The organism is Nitrosomonas europaea (assembly GCF_900167395.1).
GTDB lineage: Bacteria > Pseudomonadota > Gammaproteobacteria > Burkholderiales > Nitrosomonadaceae > Nitrosomonas > Nitrosomonas europaea.
In genome coordinates, this window is sequence record NZ_FUWK01000014.1 from 1 (window position 1) to 21,403 (window position 21,403).

19 protein-coding genes and 1 pseudogene are annotated in these 21,403 nt (G+C 51.1%); 13 read left to right on the forward strand and 7 right to left on the reverse strand.

Annotated features, from left to right (window positions below; all coding sequences use genetic code 11):
* Positions 1 to 330, forward strand: a pseudogene (locus tag B5D58_RS05990) (IS5-like element ISNeu3 family transposase); the annotation flags it as partial.
* Between the two features lie 107 nt (positions 331 to 437).
* Here the strand turns inward: B5D58_RS05990 and B5D58_RS14065 are convergent.
* Positions 438 to 1,226, reverse strand: coding sequence for a PEP-CTERM sorting domain-containing protein (locus B5D58_RS14065; protein ID WP_011111150.1), 789 nt, complete (start codon positions 1,224 to 1,226; stop codon positions 438 to 440).
* A gap of 471 nt (positions 1,227 to 1,697) precedes the next feature.
* On the opposite strand from B5D58_RS14065, the gene B5D58_RS06000 reads away from it, so the two are divergent.
* Entirely contained in the window at positions 1,698 to 2,702 is a 1,005-nt protein-coding gene (locus B5D58_RS06000; protein WP_011111151.1) for a class 1 fructose-bisphosphatase, read from the forward strand.
* A 25-nt stretch (positions 2,703 to 2,727) separates the two neighbouring features.
* On the opposite strand, the gene B5D58_RS06005 is transcribed toward B5D58_RS06000, so the two are convergent.
* The 5 genes from B5D58_RS06005 to yhbY all read right to left on the reverse strand — a co-directional run bounded on the left by B5D58_RS06005 (position 2,728) and on the right by yhbY (position 5,977).
* Complete coding sequence (locus B5D58_RS06005; protein WP_011111152.1) at positions 2,728 to 3,708, reverse strand: glutathione S-transferase family protein; 981 nt, start codon at positions 3,706 to 3,708, stop codon at positions 2,728 to 2,730.
* On the reverse strand, positions 3,696 to 3,977 hold the full coding sequence (locus B5D58_RS06010) for a DoxX family protein (RefSeq protein ID WP_078737658.1): 282 nt from the start codon (positions 3,975 to 3,977) through the stop codon (positions 3,696 to 3,698). The genes B5D58_RS06005 and B5D58_RS06010 overlap by 13 nt, the downstream gene beginning before the upstream one ends.
* A 641-nt stretch (positions 3,978 to 4,618) precedes the next feature.
* Complete coding sequence (locus B5D58_RS06015; protein WP_011111154.1) at positions 4,619 to 5,002, reverse strand: CBS domain-containing protein; 384 nt, start codon at positions 5,000 to 5,002, stop codon at positions 4,619 to 4,621.
* Positions 4,999 to 5,409: a CBS domain-containing protein gene (locus tag B5D58_RS06020; protein ID WP_011111155.1), complete on the reverse strand. Its 411-nt coding sequence runs from the start codon at positions 5,407 to 5,409 to the stop codon at positions 4,999 to 5,001. Before B5D58_RS06020 ends, B5D58_RS06015 begins: the two co-directional genes overlap by 4 nt.
* A gap of 187 nt (positions 5,410 to 5,596) precedes the next feature.
* A complete protein-coding gene (gene yhbY / locus B5D58_RS06025; protein ID WP_011111156.1) occupies positions 5,597 to 5,977 on the reverse strand; it encodes a ribosome assembly RNA-binding protein YhbY in 381 nt (126 codons plus the stop codon).
* Between the two features lie 43 nt (positions 5,978 to 6,020).
* Between yhbY and B5D58_RS06030 the strand changes: the two genes are divergently transcribed.
* From B5D58_RS06030 to B5D58_RS06075, 10 genes are all read left to right on the forward strand, one after another.
* The gene (locus B5D58_RS06030; protein ID WP_011111157.1) at positions 6,021 to 6,641 is read left to right on the forward strand and encodes an RlmE family RNA methyltransferase; all 621 of its coding nucleotides are present in this window, start codon (positions 6,021 to 6,023) and stop codon (positions 6,639 to 6,641) included.
* Between the two features lie 84 nt (positions 6,642 to 6,725).
* Positions 6,726 to 8,657, forward strand: coding sequence for an ATP-dependent zinc metalloprotease FtsH (gene ftsH / locus B5D58_RS06035; protein WP_011111158.1), 1,932 nt, complete (start codon positions 6,726 to 6,728; stop codon positions 8,655 to 8,657).
* A 113-nt stretch (positions 8,658 to 8,770) separates the two neighbouring features.
* Positions 8,771 to 9,568 carry a dihydropteroate synthase gene (gene folP, locus B5D58_RS06040; RefSeq protein WP_050731231.1) on the forward strand — a complete coding sequence of 266 codons (798 nt, stop codon included), beginning with the start codon at positions 8,771 to 8,773 and terminating at the stop codon, positions 9,566 to 9,568.
* A 180-nt stretch (positions 9,569 to 9,748) separates the two neighbouring features.
* The gene (glmM, locus tag B5D58_RS06045) at positions 9,749 to 11,125 is read left to right on the forward strand and encodes a phosphoglucosamine mutase (RefSeq protein WP_011111160.1); all 1,377 of its coding nucleotides are present in this window, start codon (positions 9,749 to 9,751) and stop codon (positions 11,123 to 11,125) included.
* Positions 11,126 to 11,248: 123 nt separating this feature from the next.
* Positions 11,249 to 12,262: a PstS family phosphate ABC transporter substrate-binding protein gene (locus B5D58_RS06050; RefSeq protein WP_011111161.1), complete on the forward strand. Its 1,014-nt coding sequence runs from the start codon at positions 11,249 to 11,251 to the stop codon at positions 12,260 to 12,262.
* Between the two features lie 167 nt (positions 12,263 to 12,429).
* Positions 12,430 to 13,857: a siroheme synthase CysG gene (gene cysG, locus B5D58_RS06055; RefSeq protein ID WP_041357033.1), complete on the forward strand. Its 1,428-nt coding sequence runs from the start codon at positions 12,430 to 12,432 to the stop codon at positions 13,855 to 13,857.
* Positions 13,858 to 14,025: 168 nt separating this feature from the next.
* A complete protein-coding gene (locus B5D58_RS06060; RefSeq protein WP_050731297.1) occupies positions 14,026 to 14,571 on the forward strand; it encodes a sigma-70 family RNA polymerase sigma factor in 546 nt (181 codons plus the stop codon).
* Positions 14,559 to 15,485 (forward strand): FecR domain-containing protein, encoded by a 927-nt coding sequence (locus B5D58_RS06065; protein WP_011111164.1) that lies wholly within the window; start codon positions 14,559 to 14,561, stop codon positions 15,483 to 15,485. The genes B5D58_RS06060 and B5D58_RS06065 overlap by 13 nt, the downstream gene beginning before the upstream one ends.
* A gap of 345 nt (positions 15,486 to 15,830) precedes the next feature.
* Entirely contained in the window at positions 15,831 to 18,329 is a 2,499-nt protein-coding gene (locus tag B5D58_RS06070) for a TonB-dependent siderophore receptor (RefSeq protein WP_074671212.1), read from the forward strand.
* 92 nt (positions 18,330 to 18,421) lie between these two features.
* On the forward strand, positions 18,422 to 19,639 hold the full coding sequence (locus B5D58_RS06075; RefSeq protein ID WP_011111166.1) for a sialidase family protein: 1,218 nt from the start codon (positions 18,422 to 18,424) through the stop codon (positions 19,637 to 19,639).
* On the opposite strand, the gene B5D58_RS13615 is transcribed toward B5D58_RS06075, so the two are convergent.
* Positions 19,636 to 19,854, reverse strand: a complete 219-nt coding sequence (locus tag B5D58_RS13615) for a hypothetical protein (protein WP_143023715.1) — start codon at positions 19,852 to 19,854, stop codon at positions 19,636 to 19,638. The genes B5D58_RS06075 and B5D58_RS13615 overlap by 4 nt on opposite strands.
* A 225-nt stretch (positions 19,855 to 20,079) precedes the next feature.
* Here B5D58_RS13615 and B5D58_RS06080 point away from each other — a divergent pair, with 225 nt between their 5' ends.
* Positions 20,080 to 21,390 carry a PepSY-associated TM helix domain-containing protein gene (locus B5D58_RS06080; RefSeq protein ID WP_234989016.1) on the forward strand — a complete coding sequence of 437 codons (1,311 nt, stop codon included), beginning with the start codon at positions 20,080 to 20,082 and terminating at the stop codon, positions 21,388 to 21,390.
* Positions 21,391 to 21,403: the final 13 nt, after the last annotated feature.

Consider the following 21,403-nt stretch of genomic DNA (forward strand, 5'->3'; position numbering starts at 1 on the left):
ATACTGACGGGTGGACAGCGCAATGATTGCACGCAGGCTCTTGATCTGATCAGCGGGTTCAGGCCCTCGCATGTTCTGGCGGATAAAGGCTACGACAGCGATAATATTCTCGACGCCATTGCCTCCATGAAGGCCGTGCCTGTCATCCCACCGCGATCAAACCGCAAAATACGAAGAACGTATGATCGCGAAATCTATAAATGCAGAAATATCATTGAGCGCACATTCAACAAACTCAAGCATTGGCGCAGACTTTCAACCAGATATGACCGTAAAGCTATTTACTTCTCCGCCTTCATACATCTGGCTGCAGCAACTTTATGGCTTTAAATGTCGATTCGACCTAGGCGTTTTATCAAAGCGGTTCATCAAACGGCAATGGCAACTCGCGATTATTGCCATTGCTGTTGTGAAATAAAATACCGTGTTAAATCAGATTAGCTGTTCTTGCGACGGCGAGTAGCTGTCATACCAAGCAGGCCTAATCCCAATATCGCCAGAGTTGCGGGCTCAGGTACATTGTTAGTGTCATCACCACCACCACCAGCAACACTGCCAAAACCATCCAGATAGACATAACCCCAGTGTCCAGTAGGCTGGCAATCAGCCGCTACGAGGGACAACATGAAATCATGGCCTTTCAGTGTGTCGTTGATATTGAGCGTCTCGATTTGCCAGTCTTGGGTGTAGTAATTACCACCACTTAATGAGAAGCGACTGTCTACGCCACTTCCGCTAGAAGCGGCATTATATTCCCGGGTAATAAGATCAATGCCGTCTGTAAGATCAGTTAATACCAGTTTGAAGGTGGCGGCGTCATTGACACCATGTGCACCCAGCAGAACGGCTTTCCATACAAAGTTGATGCTGTCTTCCGTGTAGTTGGTGACGGTCTGCGTGATTGCGGAAGCATAGCCACCCCAAGTGGTGTCTTCGATACGGGCACTGTAATTACCGGCATACACGGTGCTGCCAAACGCGGCTCCAACATTGGGATCAATGGTGCCAGCGCTAATTATTTGCGAATGCATTGCATAGTTATCATTGGCAAATACCCAGTCTGGCGTCAGGTTGGCGTTATTGATACTGGCACGATAAGCTGAGTTTGAAACTGTCCAGCCGTTGAAGTTACCAGTTTCGAAACCTCCATTGACGAAGGGATCGGCGTGCGCGGCTGATACCAGCAGTGTGGAGGCTGCCAGAGTAAGAGCAAATTTTGTTTTCATATAAACCTTTTATTGTTTAAATTAATGATAAATAGGCAGTTTCTGCCAGATAGATATAAAGCATGAGATATGCCAGCTTTTCATGGCTTTTGTATGTGTATGAAATTACGTTACTTCCTGTTTCTTGATTTGTGAAATGACCAGAAAGGAGGGGGCTTGTGTAAATTCTTTTGACAACTTTCTGATATTTCCCGGAGATGAGGGTGCTATCAGTAAGGTTTCTCAGAATTTCTGTGAGAAGGTTAAAACCCGGGTAGAGGGTTTCGACAAAATATAGTTTGTTAAAAAAGTGTGGCGCAACTCCAGATTACTGATCAGTGGGAGATTAATCCGGGGCTTAGATGCGCAGTGCAGTCTCAATTTGAGATAAAAGTGATCGGGAGAGGATATTTAGCTCTTTTTTTCATACGCTCGTTATGGTTGCCAAACCAGTATAATTGACGCTTTTTTAATTTCTCGAGAGGAAAGCTGATGCATACCGGTACTACCCTTACCCAGTTCATCATTGAAGAGCAGCGTCACATCGCGGGAGCGAGCGGTGATTTCACCGCATTGCTGAACGATATCGTGACTGCTATCAAGACCATTTCCAATGCGGTGAACAAGGGGGCGCTGATTGGTGTGATGGGGGCGCTGGATACAGAAAACGTTCAGGGTGAAACCCAAAAAAAGCTGGATGTGATTACCAATGAAATCATGATCCGCAACAATGAATGGGCTGGTCATCTTTCTGGCATGGCATCGGAGGAAATGGATGATGTCTACTCGATTCCGTCTCCTTATCCACTCGGCAAATATCTGCTGGTATTTGACCCGCTGGATGGTTCCAGTAACGTGGATCTCAATATTTCCGTCGGGACGATTTTTTCGATTTTGCGCTCGCCAGTGCCAAGCCGGGCTGCCAGTATGGAAGATTTCCTGCAACCCGGCGTCAAACAGGTTTGTGCAGGTTATGCATTGTATGGTTCATCCACCATGTTGGTGCTGACCACAGGCCATGGTGTCAATGGTTTTACGCTGGATCGTGATATCGGTGAATTCGTGCTGACACATCCAAACATGAGGATTCCCGCCGATACCAGGGAATTTGCCATCAATGCCTCCAACCAGCGTTTCTGGGAAGCACCGGTACAGCGTTATGTGGCGGAGTGTCTGGCAGGAAGTACCGGGCCGCGCGGTCGCGATTTCAATATGCGTTGGGTGGCTTCGATGGTGGCAGAGGTGCATCGTATCCTCACTCGCGGTGGTATTTTCATGTATCCGCGCGATACCAAAGATCCCTCCAAACCCGGCAGACTGCGTCTGATGTACGAAGCCAATCCGATGAGTTTTATCGTCGAACAGGCAGGCGGGTTATCCACCACCGGCTACGAGCGCATTCTGGATGTCGTGCCGCAGGATCTGCATCAGCGTGTACCGGTGATTCTGGGCTCGAAGAACGAGGTCGAGGTGGTTCTGGAGTATCACAATGCCTGATGCCATCTGATTGATGCTGGCTGAATTATCCGGGGGAGGAGAAAGCCTGCACCCGGTTATGCGGCCGGGTGTAATCGATATCCGGCCCTTTAGGAATGATCTGGGTCGGATTGATGGTCGAGTGGCTGTAGTAGTAATGGGTTTTGATGTGTTCGAAATTTACGGTACCGGCGATACCAGATATCTGGTATAGCGCACGCAGGTAATTGGATAGATTAGGATAATCTTCGATACGCTGTTTGTTGAGCTTAAAATGGCTGTAATACACGGCATCGAAGCGAATCAGTGTGGTGAAAAACCGCCAGTCAGCCTCAGTCAGGCGATTACCCGCGAGATAGCGGCGGGTATTCAGGCTGTCATCAATTGCATCCAATCTATTGAAGATTCGATCGTAGGCTTTTTCGTAAATAAGCTGGTCAGTGGCAAAACCGGCTTTGTAAACTCCGTTGTTGAAATCCCGGTAGACCACTTCATTGATGGTGCCGATCTCATTGCGCAGGGCTTCGGGGTAGAAGTCGAGATCATTGCCGGTGAGCGAGTCAAACGCACTGTTGAACATGCGGATGATGTCGGCTGATTCATTGCTGACAATGGTGTCGCGTTGCTTGTCCCATAGCACCGGTACCGTAACCCGGCCGGTATAGTCCGGTTTGGCCCGGGTATAGAGTTGGTGCAGATAGCGGATGTCTTGTACAGGATTGTCACGAGAAATCTCACTGAACGCCCAGCCGTGCTCCAGCATTCTGGGATCGACGATGGTAATACCGATATGTGCCTGCAGATCTTTCAGATGGCGGAAGATCAGAGTGCGATGTGCCCACGGGCAGGCCAGTGACACGAACAGATGATAGCGGCCGGATTCTGCAGTAAATCCTCCCTCGCCGGAAGGGCCGGGTTGCCCGTCCGGGGTGACCCAGTGACGGTACTGAGCATTTTCACGTACAAACTCTCCATTTTGGAGGGTATACCACTGATCCTGCCATTTTCCGTTTATCAAGAGTCCCACTGGCTTATCCCTCCGGATTCAGATTCAGGCGACAGCAGTGCCAATCCATCGAAGAATTCACCGGATCCCGCCAGTAATGCCATCAGGTAACCGGGATTGGGGCCGATTGAGTTCATCCACTGACCGGTCGCTTCAAGGCCATTGACACCAAACCAGCTAAATAGCTTCTGTGCACCATGTGCCATGAAAACGCCACCTGTTGTGATACGCAGCAGCAATATCACCAAGTCAGTTTTGTCATGTGTTGCCAGAATCGTTGAAATCTTCATCTGTGACCTCATGTTACTTTTTTGTTATTACAGCCGCTGCAGACCGGGAAGAATCTGCTGTTAGATATCGGTGTGTTCATCGTACTGCAGCAAACATTTTTACCGAACTGGCTGCTTGCCTTGATAGTGGCAAATTGGCAGGTTTTCAAGTGATTGAATATTGCTATGACTGATATGGTTGCGATATAGCTGATTTACCCGTGCTTTTTCCAGAAAATAACAGGGTTATATCCGTTGTAGTATGGAATCGTGATTATTTCCGGTAACGACTACATGGCTGTTACGTTTGTTGGTAAGTGCCGGGAAATCGGAGTTATTGAACGATTCTGGAAATCCTGTGTCGTAAACAATAATTTTTGCGCGGATTCCCGCAACTGGTAAACCCTCTGATGGCCATGGCTAGAACTGGCCTCCCTTCGAGCCTGTACGGAATTTCCGTACAGGCTTTTTTCATAGTGTGCCCGAGATTGTATATTTCGATCGTTACCGGGTAAAGGTATCGAATTTCACCCGTTCACTTGGCATGATACGTAACTACGTAACAGGGCTGAAGAGTGTGCGCCTGAATTTATGCTGCCAGTAGAACTGGAAGATCCGGAATCAGACCAGGGAAAACAAGGCAGATGTCTGCTGTCTTCTCTTCAGGCCTTATTCATGACGTAACGAAGAAGATCTGTCGAGGTAAGAATACCCCATGGCTGATTTTCTTCTGCCCTGACGATGAGACTGTTGATTTTATTATCTAACATGATTCGGATAGCCATATTGATTTCGGCAGAGGGATCGATGACGACGGGCGTATCAGTCATCAGATCCCTGACGAGATGTTCATCCTTAGTGTTGCCTGAACCATGCCAGGCCATTGAAAGATCTCTGTCACTCAGAACGCCAACCAGTTTCCCGCCATCGAGTACAGGCAGATGATGGCAGGCACATTCTTTCATCATGACCAGGGCTTTTTCTACTGAAATGTCGAAACCTATCGTTTTCGGCATAGGGGTCATCAGATCACGTACCTTTGTCATTTTTTGCCTCGCAATATTTCTACCAGAATATCCAGTGCATCGGTTACTGTGAATATGCCTTGCAGGTTTCCCTGTTCATCACTGACCAGAACGCTGCCGATCTTTTTTTCCGACATCTTCAGGATAACGTCCTCAATGGATGTGCTGCCCCGGAAAATTATAGGATCGGGTGTCATCAGATCGGCAGCCCTGACCAAAAATTTCTCACGAGTGCTCAAAGCCGAGATAATTTTGAGATCCCGTTCACTGACGATACCTGTAACCTTGCCGTCTGACATGATGGGAATGTGCCGCACTTTGAGGTTTTTGATGAGATCCAGCAATTCTTCGATCGAGCTGTCCTCGCGAGCCGTGACCGGATAGGGGGTGGTAAATTCCTGAATCGGCAATTCAAGTTTCGTGCTCATAAAACATCTCCATATACGTGAACTGGGCTGAGTTATACCAGATCATGAGGTATTAGGGAATCTTGCCCGGGGAGAAGGGCCGACAGTCTCTGGCAAAGAGGGAGTCGTACCTGGACCACGGATTCCGGATTTGCAGTGAATGCTGCTCGTTTCTGATCGGTGAAAACGCAGGGCATACTTCCTGTTGTTATTTTCGTACTTTGGTTTTCTTAGCGGATTGTGCAGATCGGGGTTTGAGTTTTCGTTTGGAGCCGGGTTTGAGTGTATCTGGAGTCATAGCTCTGGCGATTTTTTTATCAGGATTTATCCGGTATATAATCAGAACTCTGCCGATTTGCTCGACGGGTGCCGCGTTCAGTGAGAGGCAGATTTGCTCCAGCAGGGAAGCTCTCTGATCCCGATCGCCATCGAGTACCTTGACCTTGATAAGCTCATGTTTCAGAAGGCTTCGATCCAGCTCGCCAATGACATTTTCAGTCAGGCCATCCTTGCCAATCGTGACTGTCGGATTCAGGTGATGTGCGCTGGCTGCAAGTTGCCGGCGCTGTGCCATATCGAGTTCAAGCATTAAACCTTCCTAAAAGAGTTGAATTTTACCTGATTTTTACCTGATGAAATCTGCCAGAACCAGCAGGGCCTGGATAAAGGCTCATATCAACGATAATTTTGTCCGCAAGGCCAACCACGAGGGCTATCGCTCGCGTGCCGCATACAAGCTGCGGGAAATTGCCGAACACGATGCCCTGTTCGTACCAGGGATGACAGTTGTCGATCTGGGTGCAGTGCCTGGCAGCTGGTCGCAAGTAGCACTCGAATCCGTTGGGCCGACAGGAAAGGTGTTTGCGCTGGATATGCTGGATATGCAGCCACTACCCGGTATGACGTTCATTCAAGGAGATTTCCGCGAAAATGAGGTTCTGGCGATGTTGGAAGCAGCACTGGGCGGGAAACGTGCAGACCTTGTTATTTCCGATATGTCACCCAATCTTACCGGTATCCGTGTCAGTGATCAGGCTCAAGGCATGTATCTGGCCGAGTTGGCCTTGATATTTTGTCGTGAACATTTGAACCCTGGCAAAAATTTCCTTGTCAAAGTTTTCCAGGGAAGTGACTTTGAAGCTTTCCGGCAGATGATGCAAACCGATTTTTCAAAAGTTGTCATCCGGAAACCAAAGGCTTCGCGAGATCGCAGTAAAGAGCTATATTTGCTGGGACTAGAAAAAATAATCTGATAGACTGCGGTGACATCTTGTAAAAAGTAAACCGCAATGTGTCAGAAACCCGGTTTCGTCGAGAAGCAAAATTGAGGAGCTAATATGAATAATCTGATTAAGAACATGGCTATCTGGTTGGTGATTGCTTTGGTACTGATGACAGTATTCAATCAATTCTCCACACGGCAACCATCACAGCCCCCCATGGAATATTCACAGTTTATTAGTGAAATGCATCAGGGCAGGATTGCCAAGGTAGTGATTGACGGCCGGACTTTACGAGGATCGAAAACAGATGGTCGTCAGTTTATCGTTCATTCACCCTCCGATCCGTGGCTGGTAAGTGATCTGTTGAAAGCGGGTGTATCAGTGGAAGCAAAACCGGAAGAAGAGCCATCCATGCTGATGAGCATACTGGTGTCATGGTTCCCGATGTTGCTGTTGATTGCCGTCTGGATCTTTTTTATGCGTCAGATGCAGGGAGGCGGCCGGAATGGCGGTGCTTTCTCGTTCGGGAAAAGTAAAGCCAGGATGCTTGATCATAAGAACAACAATGTGACTTTTGCGGATGTGGCTGGTTGTGAAGAAGCCAAGGAAGAGGTTGCCGAACTGGTGGAATTCCTGAGAGATCCCTCCAGATTCCAGAAACTGGGCGGACGTATTCCTCGTGGCGTTTTGATGTGCGGCAGTCCGGGAACGGGTAAGACATTACTCGCTCGTGCCATTGCCGGTGAAGCAAAAGTGCCATTCTTCAGCATTTCCGGTTCGGATTTTGTTGAAATGTTTGTAGGTGTGGGTGCTTCCAGGGTGAGAGATATGTTCGAGCAGGCGAAAAAGCATGCACCCTGCATCATCTTCATCGACGAGATCGATGCGGTTGGGCGTCAGCGCGGTGCCGGGCTGGGAGGTGGAAACGATGAACGTGAACAGACCCTGAACCAGTTGCTGGTCGAGATGGATGGTTTCGAAGGCAATATGGGTGTGATCGTCATTGCGGCTACCAACCGTCCTGACGTACTTGATCCTGCATTGTTGCGTCCAGGCCGGTTCGACAGACAAGTCGTCGTTCCATTGCCGGATATACGTGGCCGGGAACAGATCCTGCAGGTGCACATGCGCAAGGTTCCGGTATCTCCTGATGTCAAAGCCGGTATCCTCGCCAGAGGTACACCCGGTATGTCAGGAGCTGATCTTGCCAATCTGGTCAATGAGGCTGCGCTGTTTGCTGCACGCGCTGGTAAACGCCTGGTCGATATGGATGATTTCGAACGTGCGAAAGACAAGATTCTGATGGGTGCTGAGCGTCGTTCCGTCGTCATGCCGGAAAATGAGCGCCGTAATACTGCCTATCATGAATCCGGACATGCAGTGGTAGCTTACCTGTTGCCTAAAACTGATCCGGTTCACAAGGTTTCGATCATTCCGCGCGGGCGTGCACTGGGTGTCACCATGCAATTGCCTTCCGAGGATCGTTACAGCATGGATCGTGATCAGATATTGCAAACCATAGCGGTCATGTTTGGCGGCCGCATTGCAGAAGAAGTGTTCATGAGCCAGATGACTACCGGTGCCTCCAATGACTTTGAACGGGCAACGGATACTGCTCGCAAAATGGTAATGCAGTGGGGTATGTCTGAGACGCTGGGACCTATGGTGTATGGTGAAAATGAGGGCGAAGTGTTCCTTGGTCGTTCAGTCACCACACACAAGAATCTAAGTGAAGCAACCATGCAGAAGGTCGATGCCGAGATCCGCCGTATCATTGATGAGCAGTATGCACTTGCACGCAAGCTGATCGAAGAGAACAAGGATAAAATCGAGGCAATGACTCAGGCACTGCTTGAATGGGAGACGATAGACAGCGACCAGATCAAGGATATCATGGAGGGTCGCCCGCCACGTCCGCCACAGGCACCGACTTCTTCTGCGCGGCAGGATAAAGGTTCGGCAGGCTCAGCAGCCAGTGAAGTAAAACAACCTGCTGGTGAACCTGCAACGACCGAGGCTCCTGCTGCCCAGAAAGTCGAAATCTAAAACAGTACGTTATTTTCTTTCCAGTGGCCTGTACGTTCTTTTGACGCACAGGCCATTTTTCTTGCCCAGTGAACAGACTACAAAGAATTCTTCAGCAAAATCGTCCGCTGATCATGGGCGTAATCAATGTCACGCCCGATTCCTTTTCCGATGGTGGATATTTCGATACGACCGAAAAAGCAATTGAACAGGCAAGGCGCCTGATTCAGGAAGGGGCCGATATCCTCGATATTGGAGGAGAGTCTACCCGTCCGGGGAGTCTGTCCGTGGGGGGGGATGAAGAGCTGTTACGGGTGATGCCCGTCATAGAGTTTGCTTTGAGCATGGATATTCCGGTATCCGTCGATACCTCCAAGCCTGAAGTCATGCGTGCCACAATTGATGCCGGAGTGGATCTCGTCAATGACATCAATGCGTTGCGGGCTCCGGGTGCACTGGATGTCGTTGCAGACAGTGCAGTCATGATTTGTCTCATGCACATGCAAGGAAAACCGGAAACGATGCAGCACAATCCTCAATATTCCGATGTGGTTGCCGAAGTCATATCATTTCTGGAGCAGCGAGTTGCAGCAGCAGTATCAACCGGAATAGAGCGAGAGCGTATCATCATCGACCCTGGTTTTGGTTTCGGCAAGACATTCGAGCATAATCTCATGCTGCTGCGTGGGCTGGATCGTCTTGTTTCCACGAATTTTCCCGTTCTGGCAGGTCTTTCACGCAAATCCATGCTGGGAACGATCACGGGTAATGCGGTGAATGACCGTGTCCATGCCAGTGTGGCTGCAGCGCTGTTGGCGGTGGGTCAGGGGGCCCGGATCATCCGGGTACATGACGTCAAAGCGACACGTGATGCATTCTCAGTTTTTGCAGCAGTGAATCGTATTGCCCCGGGCTTTCTGCTACATCTGTAATCCTGTCAGTGACCGGCTGTGATGATAGTCACTTCCGGATTGTCATAATTGTGTCAAAGTTGGCGATTAACCGGCGTTTGGCTGGTTGCCGGCGGAGCATTATGTTTGTGGAATGCGGATATTGATTTTGCAAACCCGATCAGGGCATATTCAGGTATTCATCGAGAAAACAATATTGAAATGAAGAAAAAATATTTTGGTACGGATGGCATTCGCGGGAAGGTGGGAGATTTTCCGATCACACCGGATTTCTTTCTGCGTCTGGGGTACGCTGTCGGCAAGGTGTTGCTGGCTTCTGACCGGCAACTGGCTGCGGATAAACGACCAACAGTGCTGATAGGCAAAGATACGCGGATATCGGGCTATATGCTGGAATCCGCACTGGAAGCCGGTTTCTCGGCAGCAGGCGTGGATGTGCTGCTGTCCGGGCCATTGCCGACACCGGCAGTGGCTTATCTCGTCCGGGCGTTGCGTATCCAGGCAGGTGCAGTCATTTCTGCTTCACACAATCCGTTTGATGATAATGGCATCAAGTTTTTTTCTTCTGCAGGCTCAAAATTGCCAGATAGCATGGAGCTTCAGATCGAGGCTGAACTGGATCAGCCCATGAAAACGACACCTTCCATCAAATTGGGCAGGGTACAACGTCTCAGAGATGCCGCCGGCAGGTATATCGAATTCTGCAAAAGTACTTTTCCCAATCAGCTCGATTTGCGGGGGCTGCGCATCGTAGTCGATTGTGCCAATGGCGCGGACTACCATATTGCCGGGCATGTCATGCATGAACTGGGGGCCGATGTGATAACGACCCATGCCAGCCCGGATGGCTTCAACATCAATTACGAATGTGGAGCGACTCATATCGAGACACTTCAGGGTTCAATCCTGCAGCATAAGGCTGATATCGGAATTGCCGTGGATGGTGATGGTGACCGGGTACTGATGGTCAGCAGGGAAGGGGTGCTGTACGATGGCGACAGCCTGGCTTACATCATTGCCAAACACCGGCAACAGCTTGGTGAGCTGCAAGGCGGGGTGGCCGGAACACTCATGACCAATCTGGCGGTCGAGCAGGCTTTCGAGCGACTCGGGATTCCATTTGCCCGGGCAAATGTCGGAGATCGCTATGTTTCCGAGCTGCTGCAGCAAAACGACTGGTATCTGGGCGCCGAGAATTCCGGCCATATCATCTGCCGGGACAAACACACGACGGGGGATGGCATTATTTCAGCCCTCCAGGTTTTATATGCATTGCGTGATACCGGCCTGACACTGGCTGATTTTATGCGTGATGTTCCCTTTTTCCCTCAACGTCTGATCAATGTAAAGGTTTCCGGAAATTTTGATTTCCGCAGCAACCCGGCGGTTGCAGCCTGCAAAAATGAAGCGGAACAGGCGCTGGGAAACGATGGACGTATTCTCCTGCGCGCTTCCGGAACGGAGCCGCTGATCAGGGTCATGGTGGAAGGAAAAGTACTGCAACAGACCGATTACTGGGCAGAAAAAATTGCTGAAACGATTCGCCAGCAGGCAGCTTCTTCGATGACCGGAAGCTGAGTTACCATCGCAAATCTGTAATATCCTCTGTTTATTCTTATTGCGTACCTGATGACAGTCATCAGGTACGAGTTGCCATCAGTCGTCATTACCAAATAATTCTTGAAAAACAGAGAGGTTATCATGCAACAATCTTTACTGAGATTCGATACCGGATTTCTGGTCGCAATCCTTGGTTTTGCTCTCCTGAGCGGAATCGGCACGATGGTTCAAGCCAGACCGCTGGTGAAAATCAGTGGTTCGAGTACGGTCTTTCCAATTACAGAGGCTGTTTCAGAAGATTTCCAGGCTGCCAAGAAAGGAGCCATTATGGTCACTGCCGGTATCGCCGGCACGGGTGGGGGATTCAAGAAATTCTGCCGGGATGAAGTCGATATCGTGAATGCTTCCCGTCCGATCCTGTCCTCTGAAATGGAGCAATGCCGGCAGAATGGTGTGCAGTACATCGAAATGCCAATTGCTTTCGACGCTTTGACGGTGGTGGTCAATCCTGGAAATGACTGGATCAAGTCCATGACAGTGGCCGAATTGAAAAAAATCTGGGAGCCGGCAGCACAGGAAAAAATACTCAACTGGAACCAGGTCAACCCGGCCTGGCCCAATGCCAGAATCAAACTGTTCGGTGCCGGAGCGGACTCAGGGACATTCGACTATTTCACCGAGGCCGTGGTCGGCAAGGCAAAATCCAGTCGTGGAGATTTTACGGCTTCGGAGGATGACAATGTACTCGTGCAGGGGGTGGCGAGTGATTTGAATGCATTGGGTTTCTTTGGCTTTGCCTACTACATCGAAAATCATAAAAAACTGAAAGCCGTGGCAATTGATAATGGTTCAGGTGGCATTCTGCCTTCCATGCTTACGGTCCAGAATGGAAGTTACCAGCCGTTATCGCGTCCCCTCTTTATCTATGTGAATGCAAGATCGGCGGGTAAGCCTGAAGTCAGGGAATTTGTCATCTTTTACATGCAACATGCGCAGCAACTGGTTGAGGAAGTGAGATATTTTCCATTGAAAAAAGAGTTCTACGATTTCAACCTCAAACATCTTCAGAACAAGACACTCGGTACGGTATTCGGTGGTGAAGCTGGCATGGGGATATCCATCGAGGATCTGTACAAGCGGGAAAGAGTTCAATAACCGGCAGGCGATTCCAAATAAGGTTGTGATTACAGATACGGAATGATACACGTGTACCGGTAGAGATTCGCCTGGTCCGGCCGTGTATCATGAGGTCATTGCATCATTCTGGTAACATTTTCAACGGATCCAACGATTCCTTGCTTGTTAAGTTCCGTTGCCTGTATATGGATTATTTACCTGTTTTTCTCAACATCAAACAGCGTGACTGCCTGGTTGTGGGCGGCGGGGAGATTGCCGTTCGCAAAATCAGGCTGTTGCTGCGGGCACATGCACGTATCCATGTGGTATCTCCTGCCATCAGCGAGGAGCTGAGTAATCTGCTGCTGCAATCACCTGTGATCACCCATACTGCTGAATCTTTCCGGCCGGATCATTTGCAGGATAGGGCGCTGGCCATTGCTGCCACCAATGATCATGAAGTGAATCGGGCGGTCTCCGCTGCCGCCAGGAAAGCGGGCATTCCGGTAAATGTCGTAGATAATCCGGATTTATGTACCTTCATCATGCCGTCTATTCTCGACCGTTCTCCGATCATCGTTGCGGTTTCAAGTGGTGGTACTTCTCCGATATTGGCGAGGCTGTTACGTTCGCGGCTGGAAGCGCTGATTCCTTCTGCCTATGGTCGGCTGGCCGAGTATGCCGCACGGTTTCGTGACAAGGTCAGACAGCGTTTTATCCATCAGGAGAATCGTCGTTTTTTCTGGGAGAGAATGCTGCAGGGGCCGTTTGCAGAAATGGTTTTCGCCGGCAGAGATCAGGCCGCACAGGATTATCTGTCAGAAGCGTTGGAAAACAGTACCGATCAGTTTCCGACCGGAGAAGTTTATCTGGTGGGTGCAGGCCCGGGTGATCCCGATTTGCTTACTTTCCGGGCCATGCGCCTGATGCAGCAGGCGGATGTGGTCATTTATGACCGGCTGGTTTCTCCCGCCATTCTCGATATGGTCAGACAGGATGCAACGCGCATCTATGTTGGAAAAGTGCGTAATCAGCATACCCTGCCGCAGACATCGATCAATGAACTGCTGGTAAAGCTCGCCCAGGAGGGTAAACACGTTCTGCGCCTGAAAGGAGGAGATCCCTTTATTTTCGGGCGAGGGGGTGAGGAAATCGAAACCCTGTCGCAACACCACATTCCGTTTCAGGTGGTTCCCGGGATCACGGCGGCTTCAGGCGTGGCCAGTTATGCAGGGATTCCCCTGACCCACCGTGATCATGCACAATCCTGTGTCTTTGTGACGGGACATCTGAAAGACAACACCATACAGCTCGACTGGCCGGCGCTGGCGCGGCCAAATCAGACCATCGTCGTCTATATGGGGCTGCTGGGGGTCACCGAACTATGCCGGCAACTGATTGCTCATGGTCTGCAGGCAACCACACCGGCTGCGATCGTTCAGCAGGGTACGACCCCCAACCAGCGCGTGCTGACAGGTACGCTGGAAACGTTACCGGACATCATTCAGCAGAATCCACTGAAACCTCCCACACTGATCATCGTGGGAAACGTCGTCAAGCTTCATCAAAAACTCGCCTGGTTCAATTCAACTTCGGAACCCATGGGCACATCTTCCGGGCCGGGATACCCTTAATTCCAATTTGCACGCCGGTCGGATGACCGGACGTTCAGCCGTTTCGAACGCGGTAAATCACCCCCTGCGACAATTTGTCGCATTTTCAGCCGGCCAATTTGTGAAGATAATCTGCACATCGCAATGTGTGCTGATTGTTTCAGATTCTATTTCTCAAAGGCCATTTCCATGCAGGAATCCTCTGCCGCCGATACGGGGACGGCGGTCATCGATGCGTTGTATCGCGAACATCATCGCTGGTTGCTTATGTGGCTCAGAAAAAAACTGGGTTGTCCGCAGAATGCTGCCGATCTCTCGCACGATACTTTCGTTCGATTGCTCTCGTTGCAGGAAATGCCTGTACTGCGAGAACCGCGTGCCTACCTGCTGGTAACGGCCAATCGGCTGATGATCAACCTCAACCGGAAGCATAAAGTCGAGGCGGAAACCCTGCACAGCATTGCTGCACTGCTTTCAGAACGCACAGAGCAGGATGTCGCTCATGTTGCTGCAGTACGTCAACTGCTCGAAGCGACCGTGCTGATGCTGATCGATGGACTGGATGAGCGATCACGCCAGGCTTTCCTGCTGGCGCGCGTCGAGGATATGACCTATGCGGAAATTGCTGAAACGATGCAAGTCTCGATCAGTCGGGTCAAGCAATATCTCGTCAAAGCACTCGCCTACTGCCATGTTCACCTGCATCAGCTCAAGGAAGATGTATGTCTGAAGTAACGGATCACCATACCGTTTCCCTGAGTGAACAGGCGGCCGAGTGGGTCGTGCGGCTGTCGGACAGCCAAATCAGCACCGCACAGCAGGCTGATTTCGAAGCCTGGCTGGCGCAGGATATCAGGCATCGTGAAGCCTACGAACAGATCAGTCGCCTCTGGCAAAGCGTCACGCCGCAACGGCGCAGAAAGCACCGACCAGCCGGGTTGCTGGCCAGTATCGTACTGGTACTGATTGGTATTTACTGCCTGCCGTTATCGACGTGGCTGGCAGATGAACGAACGGCAACGGGAGAAATTCGCCAGGTGGCATTGCCTGACGGCAGTACCATCACGCTGGATAGCGATTCTGCAGCCGATGTCGTCTTCGATACTCACGCACGCCGCATCATTCTGCATCGCGGCCGCATATTTGCGGCAGTGGTTCCGGATGCAGCAGAGCAGGGTGCTCATCACCGGCCCTTCATCATCGAAAACCGTGATGGAACTGCCCAGGCACTGGGTACCCGTTACATTGTTGAGCAGACCGGCGATCACAGCCGGGTCAGCGTCGTGGAGTCGAGTGTCAATGTAACCAGCCGTGACCGGCCGGATCAGTCCATTACCGTGTACAGCGGTCAGAGTATACGTTTCGACAGTGAGCAGATCCATGGCCAGGAACCGATCCCGCCCGCTGCAGCGAGCTGGGTGCAGAGCAGGCTGGTTTACCGCAATGCGCCACTCAGCCAGGTGATCGATGATCTGGCCAGATATCGGACCGGTTTTTTGAGAATCAGCGGGGCCGCTGCACAGCTTCGCTTTACGGGTGTGCTGCCAGCTGATGACCCCGATACTGCACTCAAGATTTTGCAGCATGCCCTGCCAATCGGCATCGATCGCTACACCCGGGTACTGATCTGGATCAACCTGCAAACCTGATCGCCGTCGTGCGATTACTCCCCTCTTGGAGGAGCAATTCCTCTTCTAATCTGTCCCCGCCCGGCTGCAGCAGGAAAGCAGTTGTTGCGCGATTACTTCCTCCCGGAGGAGCAATTCCTCCTCTAACCCGCCACCCGGTCGGCTGCAGTAAAAGCGTAGTCGGCCGGGTGTTTTGCCAGAGATCGGCTGAAATATAACCTATGTGCCACTTCCTGCTTTCTGGATCGCCACGTGATTGACAGTGGTGAATTTAAAAATCATGTAATCAGCACTGCCCGGTTTTCCGGCTCGTGTCTCATGGATAACAGAAGCACATTTTTTACCGACCAGACACAGGGAGTTTTCATGATTATAAAAATAATTTCGTTATATCACGGCTTTTTGTTTGGATTGGTGCTGGCTGCCGGCCTGTTCATCTCGGCCAATGTTGCTGCGCAGTCTGCCGTCACTCAGCAAACGATTGCAATCGATATTGCCGCACAGCCCCTCGAACAGGCGATCACGCAGCTTGCCACCCAGGCAGGTTTGCTCATCGGCGTTGATGTCAGTCTGGTTGCAGGTAAACAGGCTCCTGCACTGAATGGGCGCTTTACTCCCCTGCAGGCGATCGGGCAACTGCTCAAAGGCAGCGGACTCACCGTAGTCGAGAATGCACCCGGGCGCTACACACTGGAAGCTGCCCCCGCAGGGCACACGAACAGTAATGCAGAGGCAGTGACTTTGCCGGAAATGAAAATAACCAGCGTGATCGATCCTGATGCGCCGGATAACCCAAGTTACCAGAAAACAAAAGCTTTTTCAGCCACAAAAACCGATACATCGATCATGGAAACACCGTTTTCAGTGCAGGTAGTGCCTCGTGCCGTCATGGATGACCAGAAATCGACCAAAGTGAAGGATGCGCTGGAAAACGTCAGCGGTGTGCGCCCGCAGCCATCGTTAGGTGGCGGTGGCGGCTTCATCATTCGCGGCTTTAGAACCGGGAATATTTACCGCAATGGTCTTTTATCCAGTGAAGGATTTTTTGGCGATTTCGACGCCAGCAATCTGGACAGCATTGAAGTATTGAAAGGCCCTGCGCAACTGTACGGGCGCACTGAGCCGGGTGGACTGATCAGCGTTATCACCAAAAGGGGACTGGAAATCCCCTATTATTCGGTAGAACAGCAGTTTGGCTCTTATGATTATTTCCGGACACAATGGGATGCAGGCGGGCCCGTTACGGAGGACAAAAAATTGCTGTACCGGTTTTCGGGTGCCTACCAAAGCAACAATTCGTTCCGTGATTTCATTTCCGGGGACAGGAAAGTATTCAATCCCAGCCTTACCTGGCGGCCAACGGATGCCACCGATGTGACGATTGACATCGAAGGTACCGAGAAATTTGCTTCTGCTGACTTTGGTATTCCGGTGATCGGCAATCGCCCCGCGCCGATTCCGATCAGTCGTAATCTGGGCGATCCCAACACGCCGACAGGTGATCAATCGAGTGTGAAGGTCGGCTCCGAAATCAACCATCGTTTCAGCGAAAATTGGGCGATACACCACCGCTTTCTGGCCAGCCTGACTGATGGGTCAACTACCTTTGTGAATCCTGCGCCCGCGTTCAACGCAGTCGCTGCATTGAACCCGGCTACCGGGTTGTTGCAACGTAATATCTTCACCCAAAACAGTGAACAGGAGCATTATGCAACCAATCTGGATGTTACCGGCAAATTTGACCTGGGGTTCAGTCGTCATCAAGTATTGGTAGGATTTGATTTTTACCGCACCTACAATAAATACGGAACAAAAGGGCAATGGATTGTTCCTGATCCCAATTTAGCAATCAACATCTACAATCCATATCCCAGCTACGGTATTTCGCAATCAACTTTCGATACAGCTTTCCTGACCAGTTCAGCGCCGGGTACCAACTTCAGCGTAATTTACAACAACTGGTATGGTGTTTATTTCCAGGATCAGATCACCTTGTGGGACAAGTTGCATATCATCGGTGGCGGTCGCTATGACTGGGCGGAAACCGGGCGCGGCAGAAGTGACAACTTCGATACAGCAGATTCTCTGGTCAAGCCAAATATCCGTAAAGATCAGGGTTTCAGTCCCAAGGCCGGCATTTTGTACGAGCCCTGGAAAGAACTCAGCATCTACGGTAGCTGGACTACATCATTCGGCGCCAATAACGCACCGGCGGCCGACGGAAGAACTTTCGATCCGCAAACTGCAGAGCAATTCGAAGCTGGTGTCAAAACCCAACTGTTTGACCGCCGTCTGACAGGAACACTGGCGTATTACCATCTGACCAAAGACAATATTCTGGTCAACGACCTGTCAACAGCCGACCCGTTCGACAAGATCGCCAACAAGCAGCGCAGCCAGGGGATCGAACTGGACATATCGGGTTATATAACAGACAGCTTTAGCGTGATCGCCAGTTACGCCTTTACTGACACCCGCATCCTCAAAGACTATTCTGGCGCTACAGCGGGCAATCGGCTTGCCAATGTGCCTAAACATGCTGGCAGTGTCTGGCTGCGATACGATGTGAAAAAATTCGCTCCACTCAACGGTTTGAGTTTCGGTTTGGGCGTTTTCGCAGCTGGAAAGCGGGAGGGGGATGTCCAGAATACCTTCCAGTTACCCGGCTATGCCCGCCTGGATGCGTTTGCTGCCTACCGGATGAAGCTCGGCCCGACCCGTCTGACTGCGCAGATCAACGCACGGAATATTCTTGACAAACGCTACTACGAATCGACTGATCCTGATAGTAATGTCGCGCCCCGACTGGGTGTCTATCCCGGTGCTCCGCTGACCATTCTGGGTTCCTTGCGTCTTGAATATTGAGCCTGGGTAATTCAACAAATTGGGCAGGATGTCATCCTGTGAAGGTAATGATCCCATCGCGATCATTCATTTTATTTTGGAGGACGAAAGAAATGACGATTCAAAACACGTTGACAAAAATTTTCCCGGTCGGGTTGCTTGTATGGTTCTGCTGGTCGCTGCCAGTGAGTGCAGAAACTGGCCAGCCCGGGTTTCCAATACAAGAAATCACCGTTCCGGCCAGTGAAGAGAGTAAGCAGCATCATTTGGCGAAAACGGATGACGGCCGCCTGATCCTCAGCTGGGTCGAAAGCGACGGGCAAAACAGCACGGTCCGTTTCGCCATTCGCGAGGGGCAGGGCTGGTCGCCTGTACGTACCGTGACCTCAGTCGACGGCAAGCTGGGTGACCCGCCCGTTGTATTCGGTCTCGACGATGGCAGTCTGGCGGCTGCCTGGATGCCCTATGCCAAAGGCGGAAAAAGCAAATATGCGGCAGACATTTTCCTGGCTCGTTCGCAGGATGGTGGCTTGACGTGGAGCAAGGCGTTCAAACCTTATGGTGAATCGGCACGTATCTACGATGCGCAAATGTCGCTGACGGCGTTGCCAAATGCCCGTATCGCGCTGGTCTGGACCGATATGCGCGAGACAGGTGATCCCGGGAAAAACGATCGCTATCAACTGATGGCCACTGTGCTTGCGAAGGGGCAACAATCGGCAGGCACGGAGCTGAGGCTGGATGATGATATTTGCTCCTGTTGCCGTGCATCTACCACTGCTGAAGGAGAGAGCCTGTTAACGGTTTACCGCGATCATAGCCAGGGCGAAATACGTGATACCGGCGCTGTGCGCTGGGATACAGACGGCAAGGTGCAAGCACTCTCTGCCCCGGGTGATGGCTGGCGTATCGAAGGTTGCCCAAGCAATGGCCCGGCGGTTGATATGTCCGCTTCGTCGGTAGCCTTAGCCTGGTTTTCCGCTGCTGACGATAAAGGCCGTTTCAAAGTTGCTTTTTCCACAGACGGTGGTAAAGGTTTCACTAAACCGTTCGAAGTCGATGACGATGCCAGAGGTTATGTCAACGTAGCGTTGCTGAGCACCAATGTTGCGCTGGTCAGCTGGCGCAAGAGAGCGGGGCCGGAAGATGAACTTCGTATTGCGAAAGTGACAACGGATGGTATCAGCCGGCAAACCGCTATTTATCAGGGAGATTTTCCGGGTTGGCCCAGTAAATATCCGGGCATGATAGTCCTCGATCACCAGGCTTTCGTTGCCTGGACTGATCCGATAAAGAAAAAAGTGCGCCTTGTCGCGGTAACGCTTGATTAGCATGGCAGGCTGGGGTTCGCACGCTCATCCCAATCTATATTTTTTATGATGCGGCCCCTGGCCGCTGCAGCCTTTTTCAGTGTTTCTTTGCGTATCCGCCTGCCTGCTTCGATCTGGGTATAGCCAGCTTGTGTGATACCCATGTGGCTGACCATTTCTCTCCGAGTCGCTCCATATCGCAGCGCGGCTCGTGATGACAATGAGCTGTGTGCCATTTCCCTCATGATTCAAAAATCAGCTACCCGATTTTTGGGCTCGCGTGTCATGGTTAATAGGAACACATTTTCTGTTCAGTGACGGGAGGTTCCTGTGACTGCAGGAACAGAAGCACTCAGCCTGCAATCAGGCTGTCAGGCCGTGTTTCTGAAATTTATTACAACCATGTCCGGTTTCAGCTGACTCAAACGTCTTATATAGAGAAGAGATCGATGAAGACTTCAATGATGCTTTTATTCCGTAATCCGTTTTCAGGGCTTAGAAAAATGGTACCGACACGTTCTTTTTGGGTTTGGCTGCACCGCTGGGCTGGGCTGATCATGGCCGCTTTTCTGATCATCGTGGGGGCGACGGGCAGTCTGCTGGCGTTCTACCCCGAACTGGAACGCCTGATCAATCCCCATATTTACCCCAGGCAAGTTCTGGAGAAAAAACTGGATATGGCGACGCTTGCGGAACTGGCGGAGCAGCGGGTGCCTGCCGGCAGAGTGAATGGGGTGTTGATGGAGGCCAATCAGGAAGCTACTCTGATCTCCATGGATGCCCGTCCGGATAATGCCGATCCACCGAACAAGCTTGGATTTGATCAGATGATCGTCGATCCGTATACCGGTGAAGAGCTGGCTCGCCGCCAGTTTGGCGAGATTTCGGAAGGCATGATCAATTTCATGCCCTTCATTTACAAACTGCATTATGCGCTGGCGCTAGGCAAGTTCGGGGTATGGGTATTGGGGATTTGTGCTCTGATCTGGACGATCGATTGTTTCGTCGCGTTTTATCTGACCCTGCCGCAGCGACGCAGATCCGTGACCGCACCCGCATCCGGTAATCATGGCAACTGGTGGCGGCGCTGGCAGCCGGCCTGGAAGATTCGCTGGCACTCGGGCAGCTACAAGCTCAATTTCGATCTGCACCGTGCCAGCGGATTATGGCTATGGCCGGTTCTGCTCATTTTTGCCTGGTCCAGCGTCTACATGAATTTATGGGATACGGTCTATACCTGGACAACCCGGGCAGTGATGGAATACAAGGCGCCCTGGACAGAGTTTTCAAAACGGGAAATTCCTCTGGCGGAGCCTGGGGTGGATTGGCGGCAGGCTCAGCGCATTGGCGAACAGTTGATGAGTGAGCAGGCGAACAAGCATGGTTTTGCAGTCGAGCAGGTTATTGCCCTGAGACTGGATCGTGGAAACGGTACTTATCAGTACATTGTGCGCAGTTCAAAAGAGATCCAGGATCGGCGCGGCAGAACGAGCGTATTTTTTGATGCTGATACGGGTGAACTCAAACTGGCATTGCTGGCGAGCGGCCAATACAGCGGCAATACCGTGACGAATTGGCTTTTTGCGCTGCACATGGCCAATGTATTTGGATTGCCGTACCGTATTTTTGTCTGTGTGCTCGGCCTGGTTATTGTCATGCTGTCAGTAACCGGCATCATCATCTGGATCAGGAAACGGGCAGCGCGCCTCAGCCCGAAAAATCATCAGTACGATTCGCGCTACCTGAGGCCATCGGTACATCGCGATTCATAGTCATCCGGAGAGA

Coding starts and splice junctions, on each gene's coding strand:
- B5D58_RS14065 (WP_011111150.1), bottom strand. CDS start 1,226: ATGAAAACAAAATTTGCTCTTACTCTGGCAGCCTCCACACTGCTGGTA.
- B5D58_RS06000 (WP_011111151.1), top strand. CDS start 1,698: ATGCATACCGGTACTACCCTTACCCAGTTCATCATTGAAGAGCAGCGT.
- B5D58_RS06010 (WP_078737658.1), bottom strand. CDS start 3,977: ATGAAGATTTCAACGATTCTGGCAACACATGACAAAACTGACTTGGTG.
- B5D58_RS06015 (WP_011111154.1), bottom strand. CDS start 5,002: ATGACAAAGGTACGTGATCTGATGACCCCTATGCCGAAAACGATAGGT.
- B5D58_RS06020 (WP_011111155.1), bottom strand. CDS start 5,409: ATGAGCACGAAACTTGAATTGCCGATTCAGGAATTTACCACCCCCTAT.
- yhbY (WP_011111156.1), bottom strand. CDS start 5,977: ATGCTTGAACTCGATATGGCACAGCGCCGGCAACTTGCAGCCAGCGCA.
- B5D58_RS06030 (WP_011111157.1), top strand. CDS start 6,021: ATGAAATCTGCCAGAACCAGCAGGGCCTGGATAAAGGCTCATATCAAC.
- ftsH (WP_011111158.1), top strand. CDS start 6,726: ATGAATAATCTGATTAAGAACATGGCTATCTGGTTGGTGATTGCTTTG.
- folP (WP_050731231.1), top strand. CDS start 8,771: ATGGGCGTAATCAATGTCACGCCCGATTCCTTTTCCGATGGTGGATAT.
- glmM (WP_011111160.1), top strand. CDS start 9,749: ATGAAGAAAAAATATTTTGGTACGGATGGCATTCGCGGGAAGGTGGGA.
- B5D58_RS06050 (WP_011111161.1), top strand. CDS start 11,249: ATGCAACAATCTTTACTGAGATTCGATACCGGATTTCTGGTCGCAATC.
- cysG (WP_041357033.1), top strand. CDS start 12,430: ATGGATTATTTACCTGTTTTTCTCAACATCAAACAGCGTGACTGCCTG.
- B5D58_RS06060 (WP_050731297.1), top strand. CDS start 14,026: ATGCAGGAATCCTCTGCCGCCGATACGGGGACGGCGGTCATCGATGCG.
- B5D58_RS06065 (WP_011111164.1), top strand. CDS start 14,559: ATGTCTGAAGTAACGGATCACCATACCGTTTCCCTGAGTGAACAGGCG.
- B5D58_RS06070 (WP_074671212.1), top strand. CDS start 15,831: ATGATTATAAAAATAATTTCGTTATATCACGGCTTTTTGTTTGGATTG.
- B5D58_RS06075 (WP_011111166.1), top strand. CDS start 18,422: ATGACGATTCAAAACACGTTGACAAAAATTTTCCCGGTCGGGTTGCTT.
- B5D58_RS13615 (WP_143023715.1), bottom strand. CDS start 19,854: ATGGCACACAGCTCATTGTCATCACGAGCCGCGCTGCGATATGGAGCG.
- B5D58_RS06080 (WP_234989016.1), top strand. CDS start 20,080: ATGATGCTTTTATTCCGTAATCCGTTTTCAGGGCTTAGAAAAATGGTA.